Source organism: Anaerotignum lactatifermentans DSM 14214 (assembly GCF_900142265.1).
In the GTDB taxonomy this organism is placed as follows: domain Bacteria; phylum Bacillota; class Clostridia; order Lachnospirales; family Anaerotignaceae; genus Anaerotignum; species Anaerotignum lactatifermentans.
This window is the reverse complement of record NZ_FRAH01000007.1, coordinates 1-16,635: the sequence shown is the minus strand read 5'-3', so window position 1 is coordinate 16,635 and position 16,635 is coordinate 1. Positions and strand designations below refer to the sequence as shown.

The following is a 16,635-nucleotide window of genomic DNA, read 5'->3' as shown; positions in this document are numbered from 1 at the left end:
TAGCAAAATCCCCGCCGCTGTGCTATGATAGGGCTATCAAAAAGCAGAGGAGCGTTGAGCATGGAAAACCAGAAAATGCCGGAATATGAAACCATACGCGCCGCCGTTGCCGGGGAGAAATGGGCGGTGGAGAAAGTCGTGGATTGCTACAAGGACGAAATCGACAGGCTATCGACGGTAGCGGTCAGACAGCCAGACGGAAGCACGAAACAGGAAATCAACGAAGATATGCGCCAGTCTATCACAAAGAAGCTGATAGAAGCCCTCCCGCAGTTCCCGCTTGAAGAAATGGAAAAGGGAAATGTCAGATAGGCAAAAAAAGAACAGGGCGCGGAAGCCAGTATATGACTTCCGCGCCCTGTCTTTTTATGGGTGCTGTTTTCGTGAATGTTACGCAGTAGAACGCCATTTTCGGGGGTAAAGGTATAAAGTATCGCCTATCCGATTTTCACGCCCGGAAAGCCCTGTAAATCAAGGGATTTTCCGCACCTACTGCGTAACAGGGGTGCGTCTTTTCCTCATGCGCTCGGCAGCTTGTCTGCGGGTGATACGCTTCCGGCAGACGGGGCAGTATTTGACACTGTTAGAGGTTGACGCAAAGAACGCGCCGCACTCGGTACACTTCTTCTTGTCCCCTGTCTGGTAAAGCTCCGCATAGAGTAGCCTGTCGGCGGGAAGCACCGCAGCCCGGAACCACTTGCAGAGAAGCGAATAGGAAATGAGCTGCGGACAAACGCACTCGTCCCCGTCGTCCAGTAAGATACAGTTCCCGTTATCATAATTGCAGCACGTCCGGCGCACAAGGGCGTTGACTTTCCGGCTCTGGGGCGGCGTCAGCCGCTTAACCCCGTTCATACTTCATCAGCGGCGTAAATGGGAAGCTCTGCAAATTCCGCTTCGGTCAAAGCGTCCACTTTGGAAAGGGTGCGCTTTGCAAGCTCCCGCATATCCGCGTCCATGTAGGGCAGCGCGGCGTTGACATTCTCAATCAAAGCCCGCTTGCCGCCCTCGTTGTAAATGCTCAAAAGGTTTGTTTCTTCAACAGTCAGTCTAATCATGCTCATACCTCCATATCGTGATTTTTTGTTTTTGCCGCCGCCTTTTTCGGGGCGGTCTTTGCCTTGTCTGCTTTAAGCTGCGCCCGGATAGAGGGGCGGGGCTTCCTTATCTTCCTGTCCCGGTTCTCCCCCTTGTCAATCAGCGCATACGTCCCATGTCTGCCCTCGATTTTGGAAAAGGCAAGGGTCTTGTAGGGCAGCATGGAGAAAAGGCGGTCAGTGTCCTTTGTGGCTGCAAGCTGCATGAACGCCGGGGAAAGCTCTACCATGAAATGGGTCTTGTTGGGGCTGTTCGGCGTGTCGTGCCGCTTCATTTCCCGTACAATGCGCCGCGCTTCCGTTTCAATCAGCCCGTCCCGCAATGCGGCGATATGCGCCTTGAAATCCCCCGGCGGAAGCTGCTCCCGGCTGCGCCGTTCTTCCTGTAAGAGCGATTGCAGCGCGTCCGGGTCGTTGGGTACGGCTTCAAAGCGTTCAAACTTTCCAAGCTCATAATCGGGATTGCCGTTGAAAAACTGTCCGGCGGGTATCTCCCGTTCCCCATGCTCATAAATCAGCTTCACCGTATCGGCGGGCAGCTCCTTTTCCTTGACGCGCTCATAATGTTTAGCGTAGTCCAGTTCGTACAGATTGCCCTTGATTTTCCCGCGCTCCGTCCCCGTTAGCTCGATTGCATAGGCAAGGACGCGGTCGCTCGTCTGCTCCATGTAGAAACGCCATGTGTTGTGGGGCGCGGTGTCTTTGAGGAAAACGTCGCGCTCCCGGAAGCAATGCGTCCCGGACGGGCGGCAGAACCACAAAAGGGTCTTGTCCTCCTTGCGGGGGCTTGCCGCCGCCTTTGCGATAATCTCCTTGTCAATCTCCAAGTCGCTCTGGTAAAAGCCTGTGTTCTGCTTCATAACCGCATTGAGGGAAGCGAACAAATCCACGTTCTCAAATTTACTCTGTTTCGGCATGGGTCAGCTCCTTTCCAAATCCTGTAATTTCTGCTTTGCGTTTTTCTTCTGCGCCTTTTCCTTGTCAGCCCTAAGCTGCGCCCGGATAGAGGGCTTCTTTTCCGGCTTCGCTTCCTTGCCGCGCTCTTTGTCGGCTTTGACCGCGTTAGCCAGGTCAACAAGGGAAATTGTTTCTCCCGCCTTAACCTTTGCTTCCAGTTCGTCAACGGTAGGGGTGTTGTTGATGATACCGTCAAAGTTGTTGTCGTTCTGCTCTACGGTGTCCTCGATATGCTTCAAGGGGTTTGCCTTTTCCGGCTGCTCTGCGGCAACAGCAAACGCCCGCGTCCCGTTCCCCATAATCAGATACTTTCCGTCGTCCGACTGGTGGTGAAAGCCATATCCGGCGGCTTCTATCTGCTCCCGGCTCATGGCGGTCACATGGAAAGTCCCCCTCGGTGTCTGGATTGTTTCGCCCGTTGTCAGCTCGTCCGGGGTAAGCTGCTTCTGCTCCTGTAAAAACTCCGGCACTTGCCGGAAGCCTACGCTGTCAACGTAATGCGCGGTGTCCTGTCCGTTCTGATGAAGCACTACCACGTCCGAAACGGAAAGGCTGTGTCCCTTAAAATCTTTTGGGTGGTCGATATTGAAGCGGGTATAAATATCTTCAAGGGAAGTTTCCGGCGCAAGGGGCGCGGAATAGACAAGCTCATAGTTCGCTTTATCAACCACATTTCCCGCCGCCTGCAGGCGGTCGTAAGGCTCAAAGCGGAAGTCCCTTGTTTCGTCCCCGCCCTTTATCTGGTAAATGGAAAAGGTGTCCTTGTCCTGTCCGGTGGTCTGCGCCGTTTCCTGTGCCTTTGCGTAAAGCTGCTTTACGTCGCCCTCGGTCAGCTCGCCGCTTTTGAGCTGCCCCATAAGCTCGCGGCATTTCTCCGGCGTTCCCGTATAAAGCACGTCGCCCATTTTCGCCCGCCCGTTCTCCTGTGTCACATAGGCTTGCAAGAGGTGGCTGTTTTCCCGGCTGTCGCTGTAAGGGTTCCGGCGCACTCTGTAAATCGTTTCCGGGGTAAAGGCTTCTTTCGGGGCTGCTTCCGGCTTTTCTTTCCCGGCTGTATCTGCTTTTTTCGGGGCTTCCGGCTGTGGCGCGGCTTCTTGTCCCTCTCTGGTGGGCTGCTCCTGTCCGGCGGTCTGCTCCTTGTCCTGTGCCTTTTGCAGCTCCGCAAAATTCGCGTCTATGGAATTGATAATCTCGGCGGCTGCGCTGCGTATCGTTTCAAGGGAGCTTTTCAGCTCGGACAGCTCCCGCCCGCTGCTCCACCCGGCGACATAGCCGAAAGAATAGTCCGACGTGTCAAGCCCGTAATGTTGGCAGACGGTATAGGCGACGCTTTCCGCTTCGACTTCGCGGGTGCGGCGGTCAACGCGGGGTTGCTCGTCCTTTGGCGCGTTGAGGTCAATGTCGTGCAGCTTCGCATGGGCGATTTCGTGAATGGCGGTCTTTAAGGTCTGTAATTCGCTCATGCCCTCGTTGATAGCAATGCGCTTGTCCTCCAAGTGGTAGTAGCCATGAGAGCCGCCCTCGATATTCTCAAAGGCGATAGGAACGGGGGAAGTCTTTTCAAGGGCTGCGAAAAAGTCCTTATAGCGGTCAACGTCGCCTGTCAGTTCGTCAACGGCAATGTCCGGCAGTTCCTTTCCCTCGGTCTGGGAAACGTCAAAGACGGATACCACCTTGTAGGCGGGTATGGTGATTTCCTTTTCCTCGGTGACGGGCTTTCCGTCCTTGCCGATTATGGGCTTCTGCGTGTGCGGGTCGATTTTCTGCATTTCCTGTTTGATTTTATAGGGCGACGGGGCAATGATTTTAATTCCCTTTTGCCCTCTCATCACATTTCGCTCAAAGTTGTTCTTCCAAGCGGAAAAGCCCGCCAAAAGGGAAGCGTCCGGCTTCTGCATGGCGATAAGGACGGTGTTTCGGAAGCTGTAATTATGGAATTTTGACATGACTTTCAGATATTCCTTGTAACGCTCGCTGTCAAAGAGTTCCGTAATGCCCTGTTCCAGACGGTCGGTAATCTCTTTTAATTTCTCGGCGGGCTTCCCGGCTGTCAGCACGATAGGGATAACCGGGTGCGGCTCCTGTGGCTGCTCTGCGGCGGTTCGGGCGGTCTGCTCTGTGGCGGCTGCGTCCATAAAGGTCTTGTCCTGTCCGCCGCGTTCCGGCTGTGGGAAGCTCATAACGCGGTATTCTTTGGGTATCTCGTTTTCCGTTCCCCGATACCATTCGGTAAAGGTGTTCTGATTGTTATAGATATAGCCCTGTTCGGTAAACTGCCCCTTATCCTTGCTAACTGCGTCCCGCCCGTATTCTTCATACTTGAAATATTTCTTTGCTTCTTCGGGAAGCTCCAGCTCGTCCAGTTCGTCGATAAGATAATAACCGTAATCTTCTTCGCTGCGGACAGTGGGATAGAGCCAGTAACAGTCAAGGTTTTGTGCAAGGTTGATAAGGTCTTTCATGCTTCCGGCATACTCGCCATGTGTAACCGCCGCCGCAAATTTATCCTTGTCCCCGTCACTCTGCATTTCCAGAAGTTTTCCAAAATAATTCAGCTCGTCCATGCTTGCGCTTTGGATAACGGAAAGCGGCAAGTCAAAGGGGCAGTCCTCCGTAGAAGAATACCCGTTGATGAAAAAATCCTGCGGATTGTCTGCGGTAATGCCGACGCTTTCCATAGCCGCATGAAGCTGCTCTGTTGTGGTCGGCATGGGAAGCCACACGCCGCCCGGTTTGCCTGTTTCAAAGCGGCTGCGGCTGTCGATAAGAATTGAAAACTGCTCGTTTATGGTTTCACGCTCCTTTCTCTGTTCGGTGTCCTGTGGCGGCTCTGCTGTGGTGGGGGCTGCTTTTTCAGCGGTAGGCTGCGCCCGTTCCTCGCCCTCGATAGCATAGCCCGGTAAAAGCTGCCCGTTTACTTTGAAATGCTCTGCATACTCTGGCGGGATAGGCGGCGATACCTCGGTGAATAAATGCTGATAGGCTTTGATACGCCCATTCAGATATTTTTCCATAGCTGCCTTGTCTGCAAAGACTTTCCTTTCCTGTCCGGCGATTTTTGCCTGTCCGTAATTGTGGGGGCTGTTGGTGTAAATACTCCATGAAAGCGTCCACGAATAGGGAATGGATTTCTCTTTTTCCCTGTCATACCGGGTATTCTCGGATATGTGGTAGCGCATTTGGTAGACGCGGTTGCTGATGTGCTTCCCGTAGTCCGTAGCTTCCCACTGGTTCGCGGTATGCGTAGCTTCGGGTGTCCTCACATACTCAATGGCTTTGTCAATGGCAAGGGTCTTTCCCGCCTGTTCGTCCCATGCCGCCGCCTGTTCTTGCAAGGCTTCAAAAGCTGCCTGTTCAGCCGCCGCGTATTCTTCCCGCAATGCCTGTAACTGTTCTAAGGGCAGGGCGGTAAGCCCGGAAAGGTCAGCGGTCTGTTCCTCAAAATAAATATTTCGCTCTATCCGCATACTGTCAGCCGGGTCTAACTTGTCACGCTCAAACATGGAGTAACCTTTTTTCTTTTCCATTCATTCGCTCCTTTCTGAAATGGCGGCGCACCGCCGCGCTTTTGGGGTTCGCCCCGTACTACGGTGGGCTGTGCGTTATACCAACAATTTTTTCATTTTTTTAGAGGGTTTGGGAAACTTCCCAACAAGCAAAATCCCCGTCCGGCGCGTCAGCGGCAGGACAGGGATTTACGGAAGTGGGTACCCGCTTCCTATGCTTGCTATTCAAGTTTTTAGTTCTTCTGTACTTCGATACGGTAGTTGACGTATTTCCCGCCAGTGTCAGCCAGAACGATAGTTCCGTCATAGGTCTTGCCTGTTTTCGGGGAATAGAGCTTCTTCACATTCACTTTGCCGGATTTAAGGAGCGCGGCGGCAATCTTCGCGGAAAAAGCGGTCTTGCGTTCCTCGAAAAAGCGGTCATTCTTCCACATGACAAAGGCACATTCTTTGTTGCTGCAATAATAGTTTTTCTTCCCCTCATGGACGGGGGAACCGCAACGGGGGCATTTGCCGACAGAGGGCTTTTCCTCCCGGAACAAATCCTTTTTCCCGTCCAGTGCTGCGGCGTGTGTCTGCACAAGCTCCCGCGCCATAGCTTCAATGCCGGACAGAAATTCGCCGGGGTCTGCGGCTCCCTTTGCTATCTGCGTCAGATTGTTTTCCCATTCTGCGGTAAGCTGCGGGGAAGTGAGCATATCCGGCAAGACTGATATAAGGGCGGCTCCGTTCTGCGTGGGGATAAGCTGCTTCCCCTTGCGCTCTGCAAAGCCGCCCTTTACCAGTTTTTCAATGACGGCGGCGCGGGTGGCGGGAGTGCCAAGCCCCCGGCGTTCCGCGTCCGGGTCGGTGTCCCCGTTCCCGGCTCGCTCCATAGCAGAGAGAAGCGACGCTTCGCTGTGGGGCTTCGGCGGCGTTGTGGTATGCTCCGTTACTTTTGCGGCGGGGTTAGGAAAGTTCTGTCCCTCGGAAAGCTCCGGCAGCGTCACGCCCTCATTTTCCCCGTCCTCTGCTTCGGGCTTATCTTTCAGCGTCGCCCGGTATCTGCGTTCAAGCTCTTTCCAACCCTCCGCAAGTACGGTCTTTCCCCTTGCGGTGAAGTCTGTCCCGGCGCATGAGAAAACCGCCGTAACCGCTTCATAAATATGCGGCTCGGCGGTGGCAAAAAGCAGACGCGCCCCCGCAAGGGTAAGGATATTCTTCTCGCTTTCCGGCAGCGCGTCCGGGTCAGCCTTTGCAAGCTCCATAGTGGGAATGATTGCGTGGTGGTCTGATACTTTCTTGCTGTCTAATACCTTTGCAATCTCCGGCGTGAAGTCCGCGCCCGCCATAAAGGGGAGCTTTTCGCAAAGCAGCGCGATAATGTCCGCTGCGGTGCCGCCCATGTCGTCAGTAAGAAAGCTGCTGTCCGTCCTCGGATAAGTAAGGAGCCGCTTTTCATAAAGGGATTGTGCAAGGTCAAGGGTCTGCTTTGCGGTGTAACCGAAAATGCGGTTCGTTTCCCGCTGCAAAGAGGTAAGGTCAAAGAGCTTTGGCGGGGCTGCGGTTTTCTTCTCTCTGGTAAGGGAAACGCATACCGCCTTTCCCGCTTCGCAAGCCCCTTTCAGCGCGTCGGCTTCTGCCTTGTCCGAAATCCTTTCGCTTGCCGCGTCCGCGCCGGATAAATCAAGGCGAACATGATAATATTTTTCTTTCTGGAAATGGGAGATAGCCGCGTCCCGGTCGGTGAGCATTTTTAAGGTCGGGGTCTGGACGCGCCCCACGTTCAAGGTCTTTCCATACAGGCAGGAGAAAAGCCGGGTGGCGTTAATGCCGATAAGCCAGTCAGCCTTTGCGCGGCAGAGGGCGGACGCAAAGAGCGCGCCATAGTCCCGCCCGTCTTTGAGGGAAGCAAAGCCCGCCTTAATCGCCCCGTCCTCCATTGAAGAAATCCACAAGCGGCGCATGGGCTTCTTGCAGCCCGCCACTTCGTAGACAAAGCGGAAAATCAATTCACCCTCGCGCCCCGCGTCACACGCATTTACCACTTCGGAAACGTCGGCGCGGTGCATAAGCTCTTTAATGGTTTTGAATTGCTTCCCCTTGTCCGGGTCAACGGCGTACTGCCATTCCTCCGGCAGAATGGGTAAGCTGTCAAAACTCCATTTTTTATATTGCTCCCCGTAGGCGGCAGCTTCCGCAAGCTGTACCAAATGCCCGACGCACCATGAAATGAGGTAGCCGCCGCCCTCGATATACCCGTCCTGTTTCCCCTTAATGCCAAGCGCGGCGGCGATAGTCTGCGCCACGCTCGGCTTTTCTGCAATCACAAGTCTAAATGCCATGAAAAAATCCTCCTTTCAGCGTTCCGGCGCGGTGTGCTTCTTCTCCTGTGCCTGTTTCAGACAATAGCCGATACAGGGGGATTGCGCCTTATAAGGGCAACGCATACACGCCGGGGATTTTGGAACGGGCGGCGCACTGTCACGCCGCCCGGTGGGTCTTTGTACCATCATTTTTTCTAAAGGGTTTTCGGTAAAAAGCGTCATGCTTCCTCGTCCTCCTGTTCTTCATCAGAAAGCCCGTCCCCCTCGTCCTCGTCGTAATCGTCAAAATCGAAATCTTCAAGGTCGGTGTCGCCCTTGACGTTCTGCTTTGGCTTCATAAACTTAAAATAATAGAACGCGCCCCCGCCGCCAAGAAGTGCCACGACAAGGAAAAGCACAAGCCCGCCTGTATTGCCTTTCTCTTTGGGCTGCTCTGTTGGTTTCTCGGTTTCCGGCTCCGCTTCCTTGCCGCTGCAAGCGGTCATGTTGTCCTTGCAGACAGGGCAGCTCACATTTACCTTTCCGGCTTCGCATTTATCGGTGCAACTGCAAACGGCGGGCGGGGCTGCTTCGGTGCTTCCGTCCTCCATGAGTGCCATAAGGTCGGCTTCGTCCACTTGATTAAGGAAATGTACGGTGTCCTCGCCCTCGTCGTCCCGGTCGATAAGGATATAAAAGTAATTGCCGTTTTTGGTCGTCACTGTGATAAGCTGCTTGTTGCCGCCGAAATCGTCTACAAGGGTCGCGTTCCCGTCCGGGGTAAGGGGTTCTTCCTTTTCGGGTTCCTCATAGACAACGCCGCTGTCGTCGGTCGCGTCCTGTCCCTCCGGGGTCTGTGCAAAGGCGGTGACGGAAAAGCCGCCCGTCAGCATGAGGGCGGCGCAGAGTGCGGTCAAGGTTCTAAGGATTTTCTTATTCATTCTCGGTGTCCTCCATTTCTTCGGTGTCGTGGTCTGCGGGTTCTGCGGGGTAGCCCGGCGCGGCTTCCATGCCCGGAATACCGCCGCCGGAAAGCATAGCGGAAAGCTCATGCGGGGAAAGGCGCATGGAGCGCACAAGCTGTACGATTTGCAGGTTTTCCGCTTCGGTTTTCTGCGCTTCAAGCCCCCTTAATCTGTTCTGGTACTCGGTGATTTTCTCGCGGGTCTTTGCAATCTCTTTGTCGATACGTTCAATTTTGTTCATAGCCATCAATAAATTTCTCCTTTCTTTGCTCAAAAATATGTTAATTCCAGTTCATCAGCCCATAGCCTTTGATACAGGAGTAATTGACGGGGTAGCTCTTTATCTTGCAGGCGTCGCCGGAATTGCCCTCGACGGTATAGACGCGCTCCCCGTCCGTTCCGATAACAAGCCCCACATGGTCTGCGCTCCCGTCCCCGTCCCAGTCGAAAAAGATAGCGTCGCCGGGGGCGATATTCTCATAGCCCCTCGCGCCCCATTGCCCGCGTGACTGGAACCAGGGTACGCCCTGTGACTGGCACCCGGCAAAGCGCGGCTCGCTCTTTCCGGCTTGATTGTAGCACCATGAAACGAAACAGGCGCACCATTCCACGCGGCTGTTAAATCCGTACCAGCTCCAAAAGGGTCGCCCGCCCACGTTGCCGACTTGCCGCTTCGCAAGGTCTACAACGGCGGTGTTGCCGGGGCGTGTGCCGTTTACAAGCTGTACGCCGCTTAAATCCTCGGACGCGCCCATATCGGGGGAGCCGCCGCCGAAAATCAGCGGTTTGTTTCCGCTTGTTTCCAGATAGACGCGGTACATTTCAAGCTGCTGTGGCGTTAGAAGTTCCTCCGCAATCTCGGAAATGGGCTTGTTCGTCAGCTTCACGTTGAGGATATGGTACTCGTAGGGTACTTCCTCGGTGGTCGTTTCCCCTGTTTCCGGGTCTGTGCTTGTTTCTGTGCGGTAGCGGATTTCCGTTTCTTCTGTCAGCGTCAAAGTGTACTGCATGGCAAAGACGCGATTTAGCTCTGCCTGTGCGCTCTGCGGGGTGTAGGTCTGTAAAAGGGCGGTGAGGTAGGACGCTAACTCATGGGGGTTATGCCCGATACTGTCAAGGTCATAGCGGTATTCGTCATAGCCGGGGTGGGTGCTTTCGATATTGTCAATCTGCTGCTGAAGCTCGTTTTCCTTTGCGGCGTAATTGTTCTCCGTCGCCACAAGGTCGCTGTCCTCCGACGTGTAGGAAGTCCCAAGTATGCCGTTCATCAAGCCGGAGAACATGGAACCGCAAGAGGAAAGCCCCGCCGATACCATGATGAATAAGAGTAGCGCGGCAACGGCGATACATACGCCCGCCGGGTGCCGCCCTACAAAAGCGATTGCCTTTTTTGTTTCCTCGGCGGTCTTTTTTGCCGCCTTGCGGGTGTTCTCTGCGGCTTTCTGCGCCGTTTTTGCGCCGCCTTTCCTTGCCGACTTTGCATACTGCCGCTTGATTTGCTGCTTCTGCATGAAGCGGGAAAGGGGATTGCCCGCAATCTGCGGATTGTCATGCAGGGCTTTATGGTACTGAAAATCCACATTCGCCTTGAACGCCGCTTTCTCTGCCTTTGCCGCCGCCCGGTAGGGTTTGAGCTTGTGGCTGTGGTAGCCCTCCTTGACTTTCCGCGCCCCGTACTTTGCGCCGCGCTCTGCCAGTTCTTCGGATTTGTGCGCCCCCTCAACGCCGGAATTGTCCTTTTCAACGGAATGTATCTTGTTGTGGACGAAAATACCCGCTTCCTGTGCGGGGCGGGATAGCGGGTTATTGTGGGGCTTATTCTTTCCTATGGGCTTTTCCTGTTCCTCAAAATGTAGGCGGGTCTTGCCTTTCCCGGTGGCTTCATCAAAGGTGCGCTCCCGTACAAGTTTCTTTTCTTTGGGGATAGCCGCCTTTGCCGCGTCCAGACGGTCGGCTGCTTTGTCCGATTTTCGGATATACCTTTCAAGCTCCGGCGTTGCCCGTTCCTCGTCGGTAAACTGCAAGCGGGAAGATTTTTCTTTTGCTGTGGCTTCTGCCTGTGCTTTCCTCGCCGCCTTTTTGCTCGCCTTTCTGGTACGCGCCCCGTCGATACGTTCCAAGACGCGCTCGGCTGCTGCGGTGTCCTGTTCCCGTTCTGCCCCCGGCGCATGGGGAAGCGGCGGCGTGTCGGTTAAGGGCGGGGAAGTTGCGCCGCCCGGTAGGGGCTGCGCTGCCTGTTCCGGCTGCGGTGGGGCTTCGGTCTTTGCAAAGTCCGCGTCCCTTATCCGCTTGCTGATACGTTTCTTTTTCCCGGTAGCGGCGTTTACCTCGACAGCCCCCTCGCGGGTCATTTTCTGCGTGACTTTTTCACGCGCCTTATATTGTTTTATGTGTCTGTCCCTCCAATCCGCGCCCTTGCAAGGGCGCAATACTCGGCGTTTATCTCAATGCCTATATAATGCCTGTCAAGCTGCTTTGCGGCTGCCCCCGTCGTGCCGCTGCCGAAAAAGGGGTCAAGCACAACGCCGCCTTTCGGACAGCCCGCCTTGATACAGGTTTCGGCAAGTTTTGGCGGGAACGCGGCGAAATGCCCGCCCTTGTAGGGAACGGTATTGATAAGCCACACGTCCCGCCTGTTCCGCATGGTCGGCATGAGGGCTTCGTCGTAGTAGCTGCCGCTTCGCGCCCGGTTAAGCCCCTGTACGTTCCCCTGTCCGGGTACTTCGTCCGCATATTTCTGTCCCGCGCTGCGCCCGGTGCGGTACCGCGCCGCCGTTGTGGGGGCTAACGGCTCGGCTATGGCGGCTGCGTCATAAAAATACTTCTTTGACTTCGTAAGCAGAAAGATATGTTCATAGCAGCGGGTAGGGCGGTCTTTCACGCTCTCCGGCATGGGGTTTTCTTTCTGCCAGATAATGTCGCTCCGTAAATACCACCCGTCAGCGCGTAGGGCAAAGGCTAAAAGCCAAGGGATACCGATTAAGTCCTTTTGTTTGCAGCCGGAAACGCGGTTGTTTCTTGCAATCTGCTGTCCGTTTCTGCCTTTCGGGTTCTTCGGGTCTGCATGGTAGCCTTTATTTCCTGTGCCGCAGTAGGTGTCCGCGATATTCAGCCAGAGCGTACCGTCAGAACGCAGTACCCGGCGCAGCTCGCGGAAAACCTCGGTCAGCCTGTCAATGTACTGCTCCGGCGTGTCCTCCCGCCCAATCTGCATATCAAGCCCGTAATCCCTAAGCGCATAGTAGGGCGGGCTTGTGACGCAACAGTGTACGCTTTCCTCTGGAAGCTCCCGCAAGGCATAGAGCGCGTCCCGGTTGATGATTGTGTCAGTTTTCAGCCCGTTCATGCTTCGCCCACTTCCTCCGGCTTCGTCGTCATTACCCGGTAAAGCTCGGTGTCTTTCGGGAAGCGGTCTACAAAGGGCAGCACCACGTTCCCGTAGAAGATAAGCCCCTCGCCCGCTTCGGTGTGGGTGACATACTTCATCTGCTGCGGGGAGATGTTGAGCTGCTTTGCAAGGATAGCCCGGTCGCCCGCCGCCTGATTGAGCATGAGGACAAAATCAGAGTTTTCAAAGATATTCTCCACTTCGCGGGAAGCAAGCAAATCTTTGACGTTCTGCGTGATTGCTGTGGGTATGCCGCCCCATTTTCTGAAACGCTTCCAGATTTCAACGGAATAGGCGGCGGTCTGTTCCTCTTTCAAGAGAAGATGAAATTCGTCCATAAAATACCGGGTGGATTTCCTTTCTGCCCGGTTGACGGTGACGCGGTTCCATACCTGGTCCTGCACAATGAGCATACCTAATTTTTTGAGCTGCTTCCCAAGCTGCTTGATGTCAAAGCAGACAAGGCGGTTTGAAAGCTCTACATTCGTCCTGTGGTTAAAGACGTTAAGGCTCCCGGAAACATAAAGCTCCAACGCCGCCGCGATACGCGCCGCTTCCGGCTCCGGCTGCTTCAAAAGCTCGTTGTAGAGGTCGCCCAAGATAGGCATTTTCTCCGGGTCGGGGTCTGCAAGGAAAGGGCGGTACACGTTCCTAACAGCGCGGTCAATGACGGTCTTATCGACGGGCTGCAAGCCCTCCTTGCCGCCTATGACAAGCTCGCAGAGGGAGAGGATAAAGTCGGATTTCAGCGCAAGGGGGCTGTCGTCCTCGCTGTAATTGAGGTTAATATCCATAGGGTTCACATACTGGGGCTTCCCGTCAATGCCCTTGCCCGTAGGCGATAACCGTATCACTTGCCCGTCAAGCCGCTGCACAAGGGAAAAATACTCTGCTTCCGGGTCGCAGATAATTATGTCGTCGTCGGTAATGAGGAAAGCGTTTGTCATTTCCCGTTTGGCGGCAAAGGATTTCCCGCTTCCCGGCGTACCCAAGATTAAGCCGTTGGGGTTCTTTAGCTGCTTGCGGTCGCAGAGTATCATGTTGTTAGACAGGGCGTTTAAGCCGTAATACAAAGCCGCGCCCGTCTGAAAAAGCTCCTGCGTGATAAAGGGGATAAAGATAGCGGTGCTTGACGTGGTAAGCCCTCTTTGAATGGGGATAAGGTTCTCCCCAAGCGGTACAGAGGACATAAGCCCCGCTTCCTGTTGGTAGTCAAGGCGGGTTAAGGCGCAGTTGTTCTTCTGTGCAATGCCCGCCGCCGCGAATACGTCATTTTCCAGTTTCCTTTTTGTGTCTGCCATGTTCACCACAAGGAACGTCAAGAGGAACATTCTTTCATTCCGGCTCTGCAAGTCCTGTAAGAGGTTCTTCGCTTCGCTGCCGAAAGTGGCAAGGTCGGACGGGATTATATCCATGTCGTAGCCGCTGCGTACCGCTTTTTTCTGTTCCTCGATTTTCATTTTGTCAAGGTCGGTGATTTTCCGCTTGATTGTCTTTATGGCTTCGGTCTGGTCGATACTGTGGATATGCAGATTGACGATAACGCCCGTTTCCAAGTCCAGAATGTCGGATAAGATACGGTCGTTTAATTCCGGCGCAAGGATTTCAAGGAATGAAACCGCGCCGATTTTGCGCCCCATGCGGAAATAACGCCCCTCGCCAAAACGGAAAGAGGACGGGGCGATAAAGTCCTTTGTGGAAAGCCCGGACGGGGCAAGCCATGAAAAATCAAAGGCAAACTGCCCGCCCTCCGGGTGGAAAATGCCATGCAGCATTTTAAGGCGTTCATAGCCTGTCATGGGGCGGGCAGACACGCCCAAGAGCTTAAAGTTGTTGAGTACGTCCGTTTCGATACGGGCAAGGCGGGATTTCGCCGCGCCCAGACTGTCGGCTTCAATGGCAAAGGTGATGTATTTTGCCTTGACAAGCCCGTTGTTGCCCTTTGCAAGCTGGTTTTTCAGCATATCCCGGTATTCTGTGCGGATAGAATTGAAAGCGTCCTCCTGTGCCGGGATATTGACCGCTTTTTCCGCTTCGCCCCGCTGCGTCCCCTGATTGATGAAAGAGAGCTGCACCGAAACGGAAGCGTCAAAGTAGTTTAGGAAGTCGCACCAGTTCTCAAAAATGGCGGTCTTGTCGTCTGCCTGTGCAAGCTGATAGTTAATATCTTCAAAGGCGACGGTCTTTGAATATTTCCGTCCAGTAACCTTGCAGATACCGTCCGGGTACATCTGGATATAGGGGATTGTCTGCTGCGCGGTGTGCGCTTTCCCGTCGCCCTTTGCCTGTCTGATGATTTCCGCAATCTGCTTTTTCTCGGCGCGGGTGAGCTTGCGGGGCGGGTTAGGCTTTGCGCTTCCCGCCGCGCTGTTTCTTCGTGTTTCCTTTTGCAATCGCTGATACCTCCTTTTCAAGTTTTCTCTGCCGTTCTAAGACGGAATAAAAGTTGTCTGTCCTGTATGGTCGTTCTTTGGGGGCTATGAATTTCGTCCGTATGATGTTCTTCACCACCACTTCAAGGGGCTGTCCATGCTTCTCATACATGGCAAAGAGGAAACAGGGCAGCATGACGGCAATCATAGCCATAGACGCAAGGCTTGTGCCTGTGCTGTCTTTGAGCAGAAAGAAAAGCGGCAAGCCGAACAGGAGAGCCGCCGCAAAACATACAATCTGCCGTTTGGTAAGGTTGAACGCTACTTTTGTCTTGACTTTGGATAAGTCTTTGGGTACGGGTACATACGCCAAGTGAAAACCTCCTTTCTCTGGGTTTGGTGTTGCTGTAATTTTCCATAAGGGTAATCAAGGCAAAGGTCAATCTATGCCCTTTGCCCGCCCGTATTATATGGGGGTTATCCGCGTCAAGGTCGGGTCGTATTTTCGCCGCTTCGCTCTGAAAATCTCCACCCTGCCCTTGACACGCCGCTAATGCGCGGAAAAAATCGACTTCGCCAGTGCGCCGGATTTGAACAGGGAGAAACAGAGGATAACGGTATAGGCTGCAAGGGAGAATATCGCACTGTGCAGATTGTCCGCTATTATCATGTTGTTTACCAGAACCGCGTAAATGCCGACGCATATCATAATGAGGAAGCCTTGAAAACCGATAGCGAACAGGGATTTTAGGTAGTTGTTTCCTATCTGCCCCCATTCCCGGTTCGTCATAGTTGCAAACGGGATAGGCGATACCGAACAGTAAAGGTAAATCTCTATCATGCGCCCGTAGAGGATAACGGTTATCAGTACGGACATGATTTTCATGCACAAGCTCACAAGGCTTGTTTCCATGACAAGTAAGAGCAGTTCGGGGATTTCCATAGCGTCAAGCCCTTCCTGCATGGAAGCAAGGGCGGCGGCAACATCAATATTCGTGCTGCCGCCAATTACCCCCGCCGCGCCGGAAACAACGTGCTGCGCCATATCGAACACCGCCATAGTGATGTCAAAGGTGTGCGTCACAAGGTAGACTGCCACAAACGCCTTGAACACCCACTTGAAGAACATGGAAGTGTCAACGTCGTGCATATTGTTCTTTTCCGTTACCATGCTGATAAGCTCATAGCATAGGACGTAGGTAATGACAAGCCCCGCAATGGGTACGATTACATTCTCACTAAGGGTCTGTATCATGGAGAATATATTTGCGTTCCACCCTTGCGGGGTCTGCCCTACCTCTGCGGCGATAGTGCCGACTTTCTCGTTTACGTCCCCGAACATAGTTGACAGATTACCGTTTATGGCTCCTATGAGGATTTCCTTTATCCATTCGTTAATCGCGTCAAGTATGCTCTGCATAAGCCTTTACCCGCGCTTCTTAACCGAACAAGCCGGAAAGCAGCGGTACAAGGGTCATGCCGATAAGGGCAACGCCGCCGCCCGCCATAAGCTGCTTCATGCCCTGGCTCTTTGCTTATGTGCGATAAAGAAGTAATAGAAGTGTAAAAAATTTTGCCGTTCCTATCCGGCACTTGGCCATTGTGTCGGATAGGTCGGGCGTTAGGCTTCGGGCAAGTCAATCTTGCCGACAAAGCTGTAATAAATCTCAATATCCTGCCTGCGGGTGCCGTTCTCGTCATAACTGCACTCATGCACGACGATTTTCTCAATCATTTCCCGCAAGAGGGTGGGGGTAAGTTCCTCAAAGGCAAGGTGCTTTCGGACGATACCCATAAACTTTTCCGCGTTGACGGTGGCGGCCTGCGACTTGTCCAGTTCCTCCTGCAAAGCGGCGGCGCGGTCTTTCAGTTCCCGCTGTTCCTGCTCATAGTCTGCCGACAGTTCCATGAAACGCTCGTCGCTGATTTTGCCGTTCACATTGTCCTCATACAGCCGCTTGATAATGCGGCTCACTTCGGAAATGCGCTCCTGTGCCTGTTCAAGCTGCTTCGTGGCTGCGGCGGTCTTTCTCTTGCCGCCGATCTCGTTCTGCTGGATAAGCAG

The 16,635-nt window shown here is 54.0% G+C and carries 15 protein-coding genes and 1 pseudogene; 1 reads left to right on the top strand and 15 read right to left on the bottom strand.

The window, feature by feature from the left end; translation table 11 throughout:
- The first annotated feature begins 60 nt into the window (after positions 1-60).
- Positions 61-312: a helix-turn-helix domain-containing protein gene (locus BUB35_RS03135; protein ID WP_002569183.1), complete on the top strand. Its 252-nt coding sequence runs from the start codon at positions 61-63 to the stop codon at positions 310-312.
- Between the two features lie 177 nt (positions 313-489).
- On the opposite strand, the gene BUB35_RS03130 is transcribed toward BUB35_RS03135, so the two are convergent.
- From BUB35_RS03130 to BUB35_RS03060, 15 genes and pseudogenes are all read right to left on the bottom strand, one after another.
- Entirely contained in the window at positions 490-855 is a 366-nt protein-coding gene (locus BUB35_RS03130; RefSeq protein ID WP_002569182.1) for a cysteine-rich VLP domain-containing protein, read from the bottom strand.
- Entirely contained in the window at positions 852-1,064 is a 213-nt protein-coding gene (locus tag BUB35_RS03125; protein WP_004607965.1) for a transposon-transfer assisting family protein, read from the bottom strand. Before BUB35_RS03125 ends, BUB35_RS03130 begins: the two co-directional genes overlap by 4 nt.
- On the bottom strand, positions 1,061-2,014 hold the full coding sequence (locus BUB35_RS03120; RefSeq protein ID WP_002569180.1) for a hypothetical protein: 954 nt from the start codon (positions 2,012-2,014) through the stop codon (positions 1,061-1,063). The genes BUB35_RS03125 and BUB35_RS03120 overlap by 4 nt, the downstream gene beginning before the upstream one ends.
- Positions 2,015-2,017: 3 nt before the next feature.
- Positions 2,018-5,581: a YodL domain-containing protein gene (locus BUB35_RS03115; RefSeq protein ID WP_002569179.1), complete on the bottom strand. Its 3,564-nt coding sequence runs from the start codon at positions 5,579-5,581 to the stop codon at positions 2,018-2,020.
- A 212-nt stretch (positions 5,582-5,793) separates the two neighbouring features.
- Entirely contained in the window at positions 5,794-7,884 is a 2,091-nt protein-coding gene (locus tag BUB35_RS03110; RefSeq protein ID WP_002569178.1) for a DNA topoisomerase 3, read from the bottom strand.
- A gap of 15 nt (positions 7,885-7,899) precedes the next feature.
- The gene (locus tag BUB35_RS03105; protein WP_002569177.1) at positions 7,900-8,088 is read right to left on the bottom strand and encodes a hypothetical protein; all 189 of its coding nucleotides are present in this window, start codon (positions 8,086-8,088) and stop codon (positions 7,900-7,902) included.
- Positions 8,085-8,786, bottom strand: coding sequence for a DUF4366 domain-containing protein (locus BUB35_RS03100; protein WP_002569176.1), 702 nt, complete (start codon positions 8,784-8,786; stop codon positions 8,085-8,087). Before BUB35_RS03100 ends, BUB35_RS03105 begins: the two co-directional genes overlap by 4 nt.
- Positions 8,779-9,057 (bottom strand): DUF4315 family protein, encoded by a 279-nt coding sequence (locus tag BUB35_RS03095; protein WP_002569175.1) that lies wholly within the window; start codon positions 9,055-9,057, stop codon positions 8,779-8,781. Before BUB35_RS03095 ends, BUB35_RS03100 begins: the two co-directional genes overlap by 8 nt.
- Positions 9,058-9,091: 34 nt before the next feature.
- Positions 9,092-11,161, bottom strand: coding sequence for a C40 family peptidase (locus BUB35_RS03090; RefSeq protein ID WP_002569174.1), 2,070 nt, complete (start codon positions 11,159-11,161; stop codon positions 9,092-9,094).
- 35 nt (positions 11,162-11,196) lie between these two features.
- The gene (locus tag BUB35_RS03085) at positions 11,197-12,156 is read right to left on the bottom strand and encodes a DNA-methyltransferase (protein ID WP_002569173.1); all 960 of its coding nucleotides are present in this window, start codon (positions 12,154-12,156) and stop codon (positions 11,197-11,199) included.
- On the bottom strand, positions 12,153-14,591 hold the full coding sequence (locus BUB35_RS03080) for a VirB4-like conjugal transfer ATPase, CD1110 family (RefSeq protein ID WP_002569172.1): 2,439 nt from the start codon (positions 14,589-14,591) through the stop codon (positions 12,153-12,155). Before BUB35_RS03080 ends, BUB35_RS03085 begins: the two co-directional genes overlap by 4 nt.
- Positions 14,542-14,943 (bottom strand): PrgI family protein, encoded by a 402-nt coding sequence (locus BUB35_RS03075; RefSeq protein ID WP_009447135.1) that lies wholly within the window; start codon positions 14,941-14,943, stop codon positions 14,542-14,544. The genes BUB35_RS03080 and BUB35_RS03075 overlap by 50 nt, the downstream gene beginning before the upstream one ends.
- 177 nt (positions 14,944-15,120) lie before the next feature.
- A complete protein-coding gene (locus BUB35_RS03070) occupies positions 15,121-15,990 on the bottom strand; it encodes a VirB6/TrbL-like conjugal transfer protein, CD1112 family (protein WP_016289094.1) in 870 nt (289 codons plus the stop codon).
- A gap of 19 nt (positions 15,991-16,009) precedes the next feature.
- Positions 16,010-16,105: pseudogene (locus BUB35_RS19440) on the bottom strand (Maff2 family mobile element protein); the annotation flags it as partial.
- A gap of 86 nt (positions 16,106-16,191) precedes the next feature.
- On the bottom strand, positions 16,192-16,635 hold a 444-nt coding region (locus tag BUB35_RS03060), incomplete at its 5' end, for a DUF4368 domain-containing protein (protein WP_143158928.1).

Coding starts and splice junctions, on each gene's coding strand:
- BUB35_RS03115 (WP_002569179.1), bottom strand. CDS start 5,581: ATGGAAAAGAAAAAAGGTTACTCCATGTTTGAGCGTGACAAGTTAGAC.
- BUB35_RS03085 (WP_002569173.1), bottom strand. CDS start 12,156: ATGAACGGGCTGAAAACTGACACAATCATCAACCGGGACGCGCTCTAT.
- BUB35_RS03130 (WP_002569182.1), bottom strand. CDS start 855: ATGAACGGGGTTAAGCGGCTGACGCCGCCCCAGAGCCGGAAAGTCAAC.
- BUB35_RS03110 (WP_002569178.1), bottom strand. CDS start 7,884: ATGGCATTTAGACTTGTGATTGCAGAAAAGCCGAGCGTGGCGCAGACT.
- BUB35_RS03120 (WP_002569180.1), bottom strand. CDS start 2,014: ATGCCGAAACAGAGTAAATTTGAGAACGTGGATTTGTTCGCTTCCCTC.
- BUB35_RS03135 (WP_002569183.1), top strand. CDS start 61: ATGGAAAACCAGAAAATGCCGGAATATGAAACCATACGCGCCGCCGTT.
- BUB35_RS03090 (WP_002569174.1), bottom strand. CDS start 11,161: ATGACCCGCGAGGGGGCTGTCGAGGTAAACGCCGCTACCGGGAAAAAG.
- BUB35_RS03125 (WP_004607965.1), bottom strand. CDS start 1,064: ATGAGCATGATTAGACTGACTGTTGAAGAAACAAACCTTTTGAGCATT.
- BUB35_RS03095 (WP_002569175.1), bottom strand. CDS start 9,057: ATGGCTATGAACAAAATTGAACGTATCGACAAAGAGATTGCAAAGACC.
- BUB35_RS03105 (WP_002569177.1), bottom strand. CDS start 8,088: ATGACGCTTTTTACCGAAAACCCTTTAGAAAAAATGATGGTACAAAGA.
- BUB35_RS03100 (WP_002569176.1), bottom strand. CDS start 8,786: ATGAATAAGAAAATCCTTAGAACCTTGACCGCACTCTGCGCCGCCCTC.
- BUB35_RS03070 (WP_016289094.1), bottom strand. CDS start 15,990: ATGCAGAGCATACTTGACGCGATTAACGAATGGATAAAGGAAATCCTC.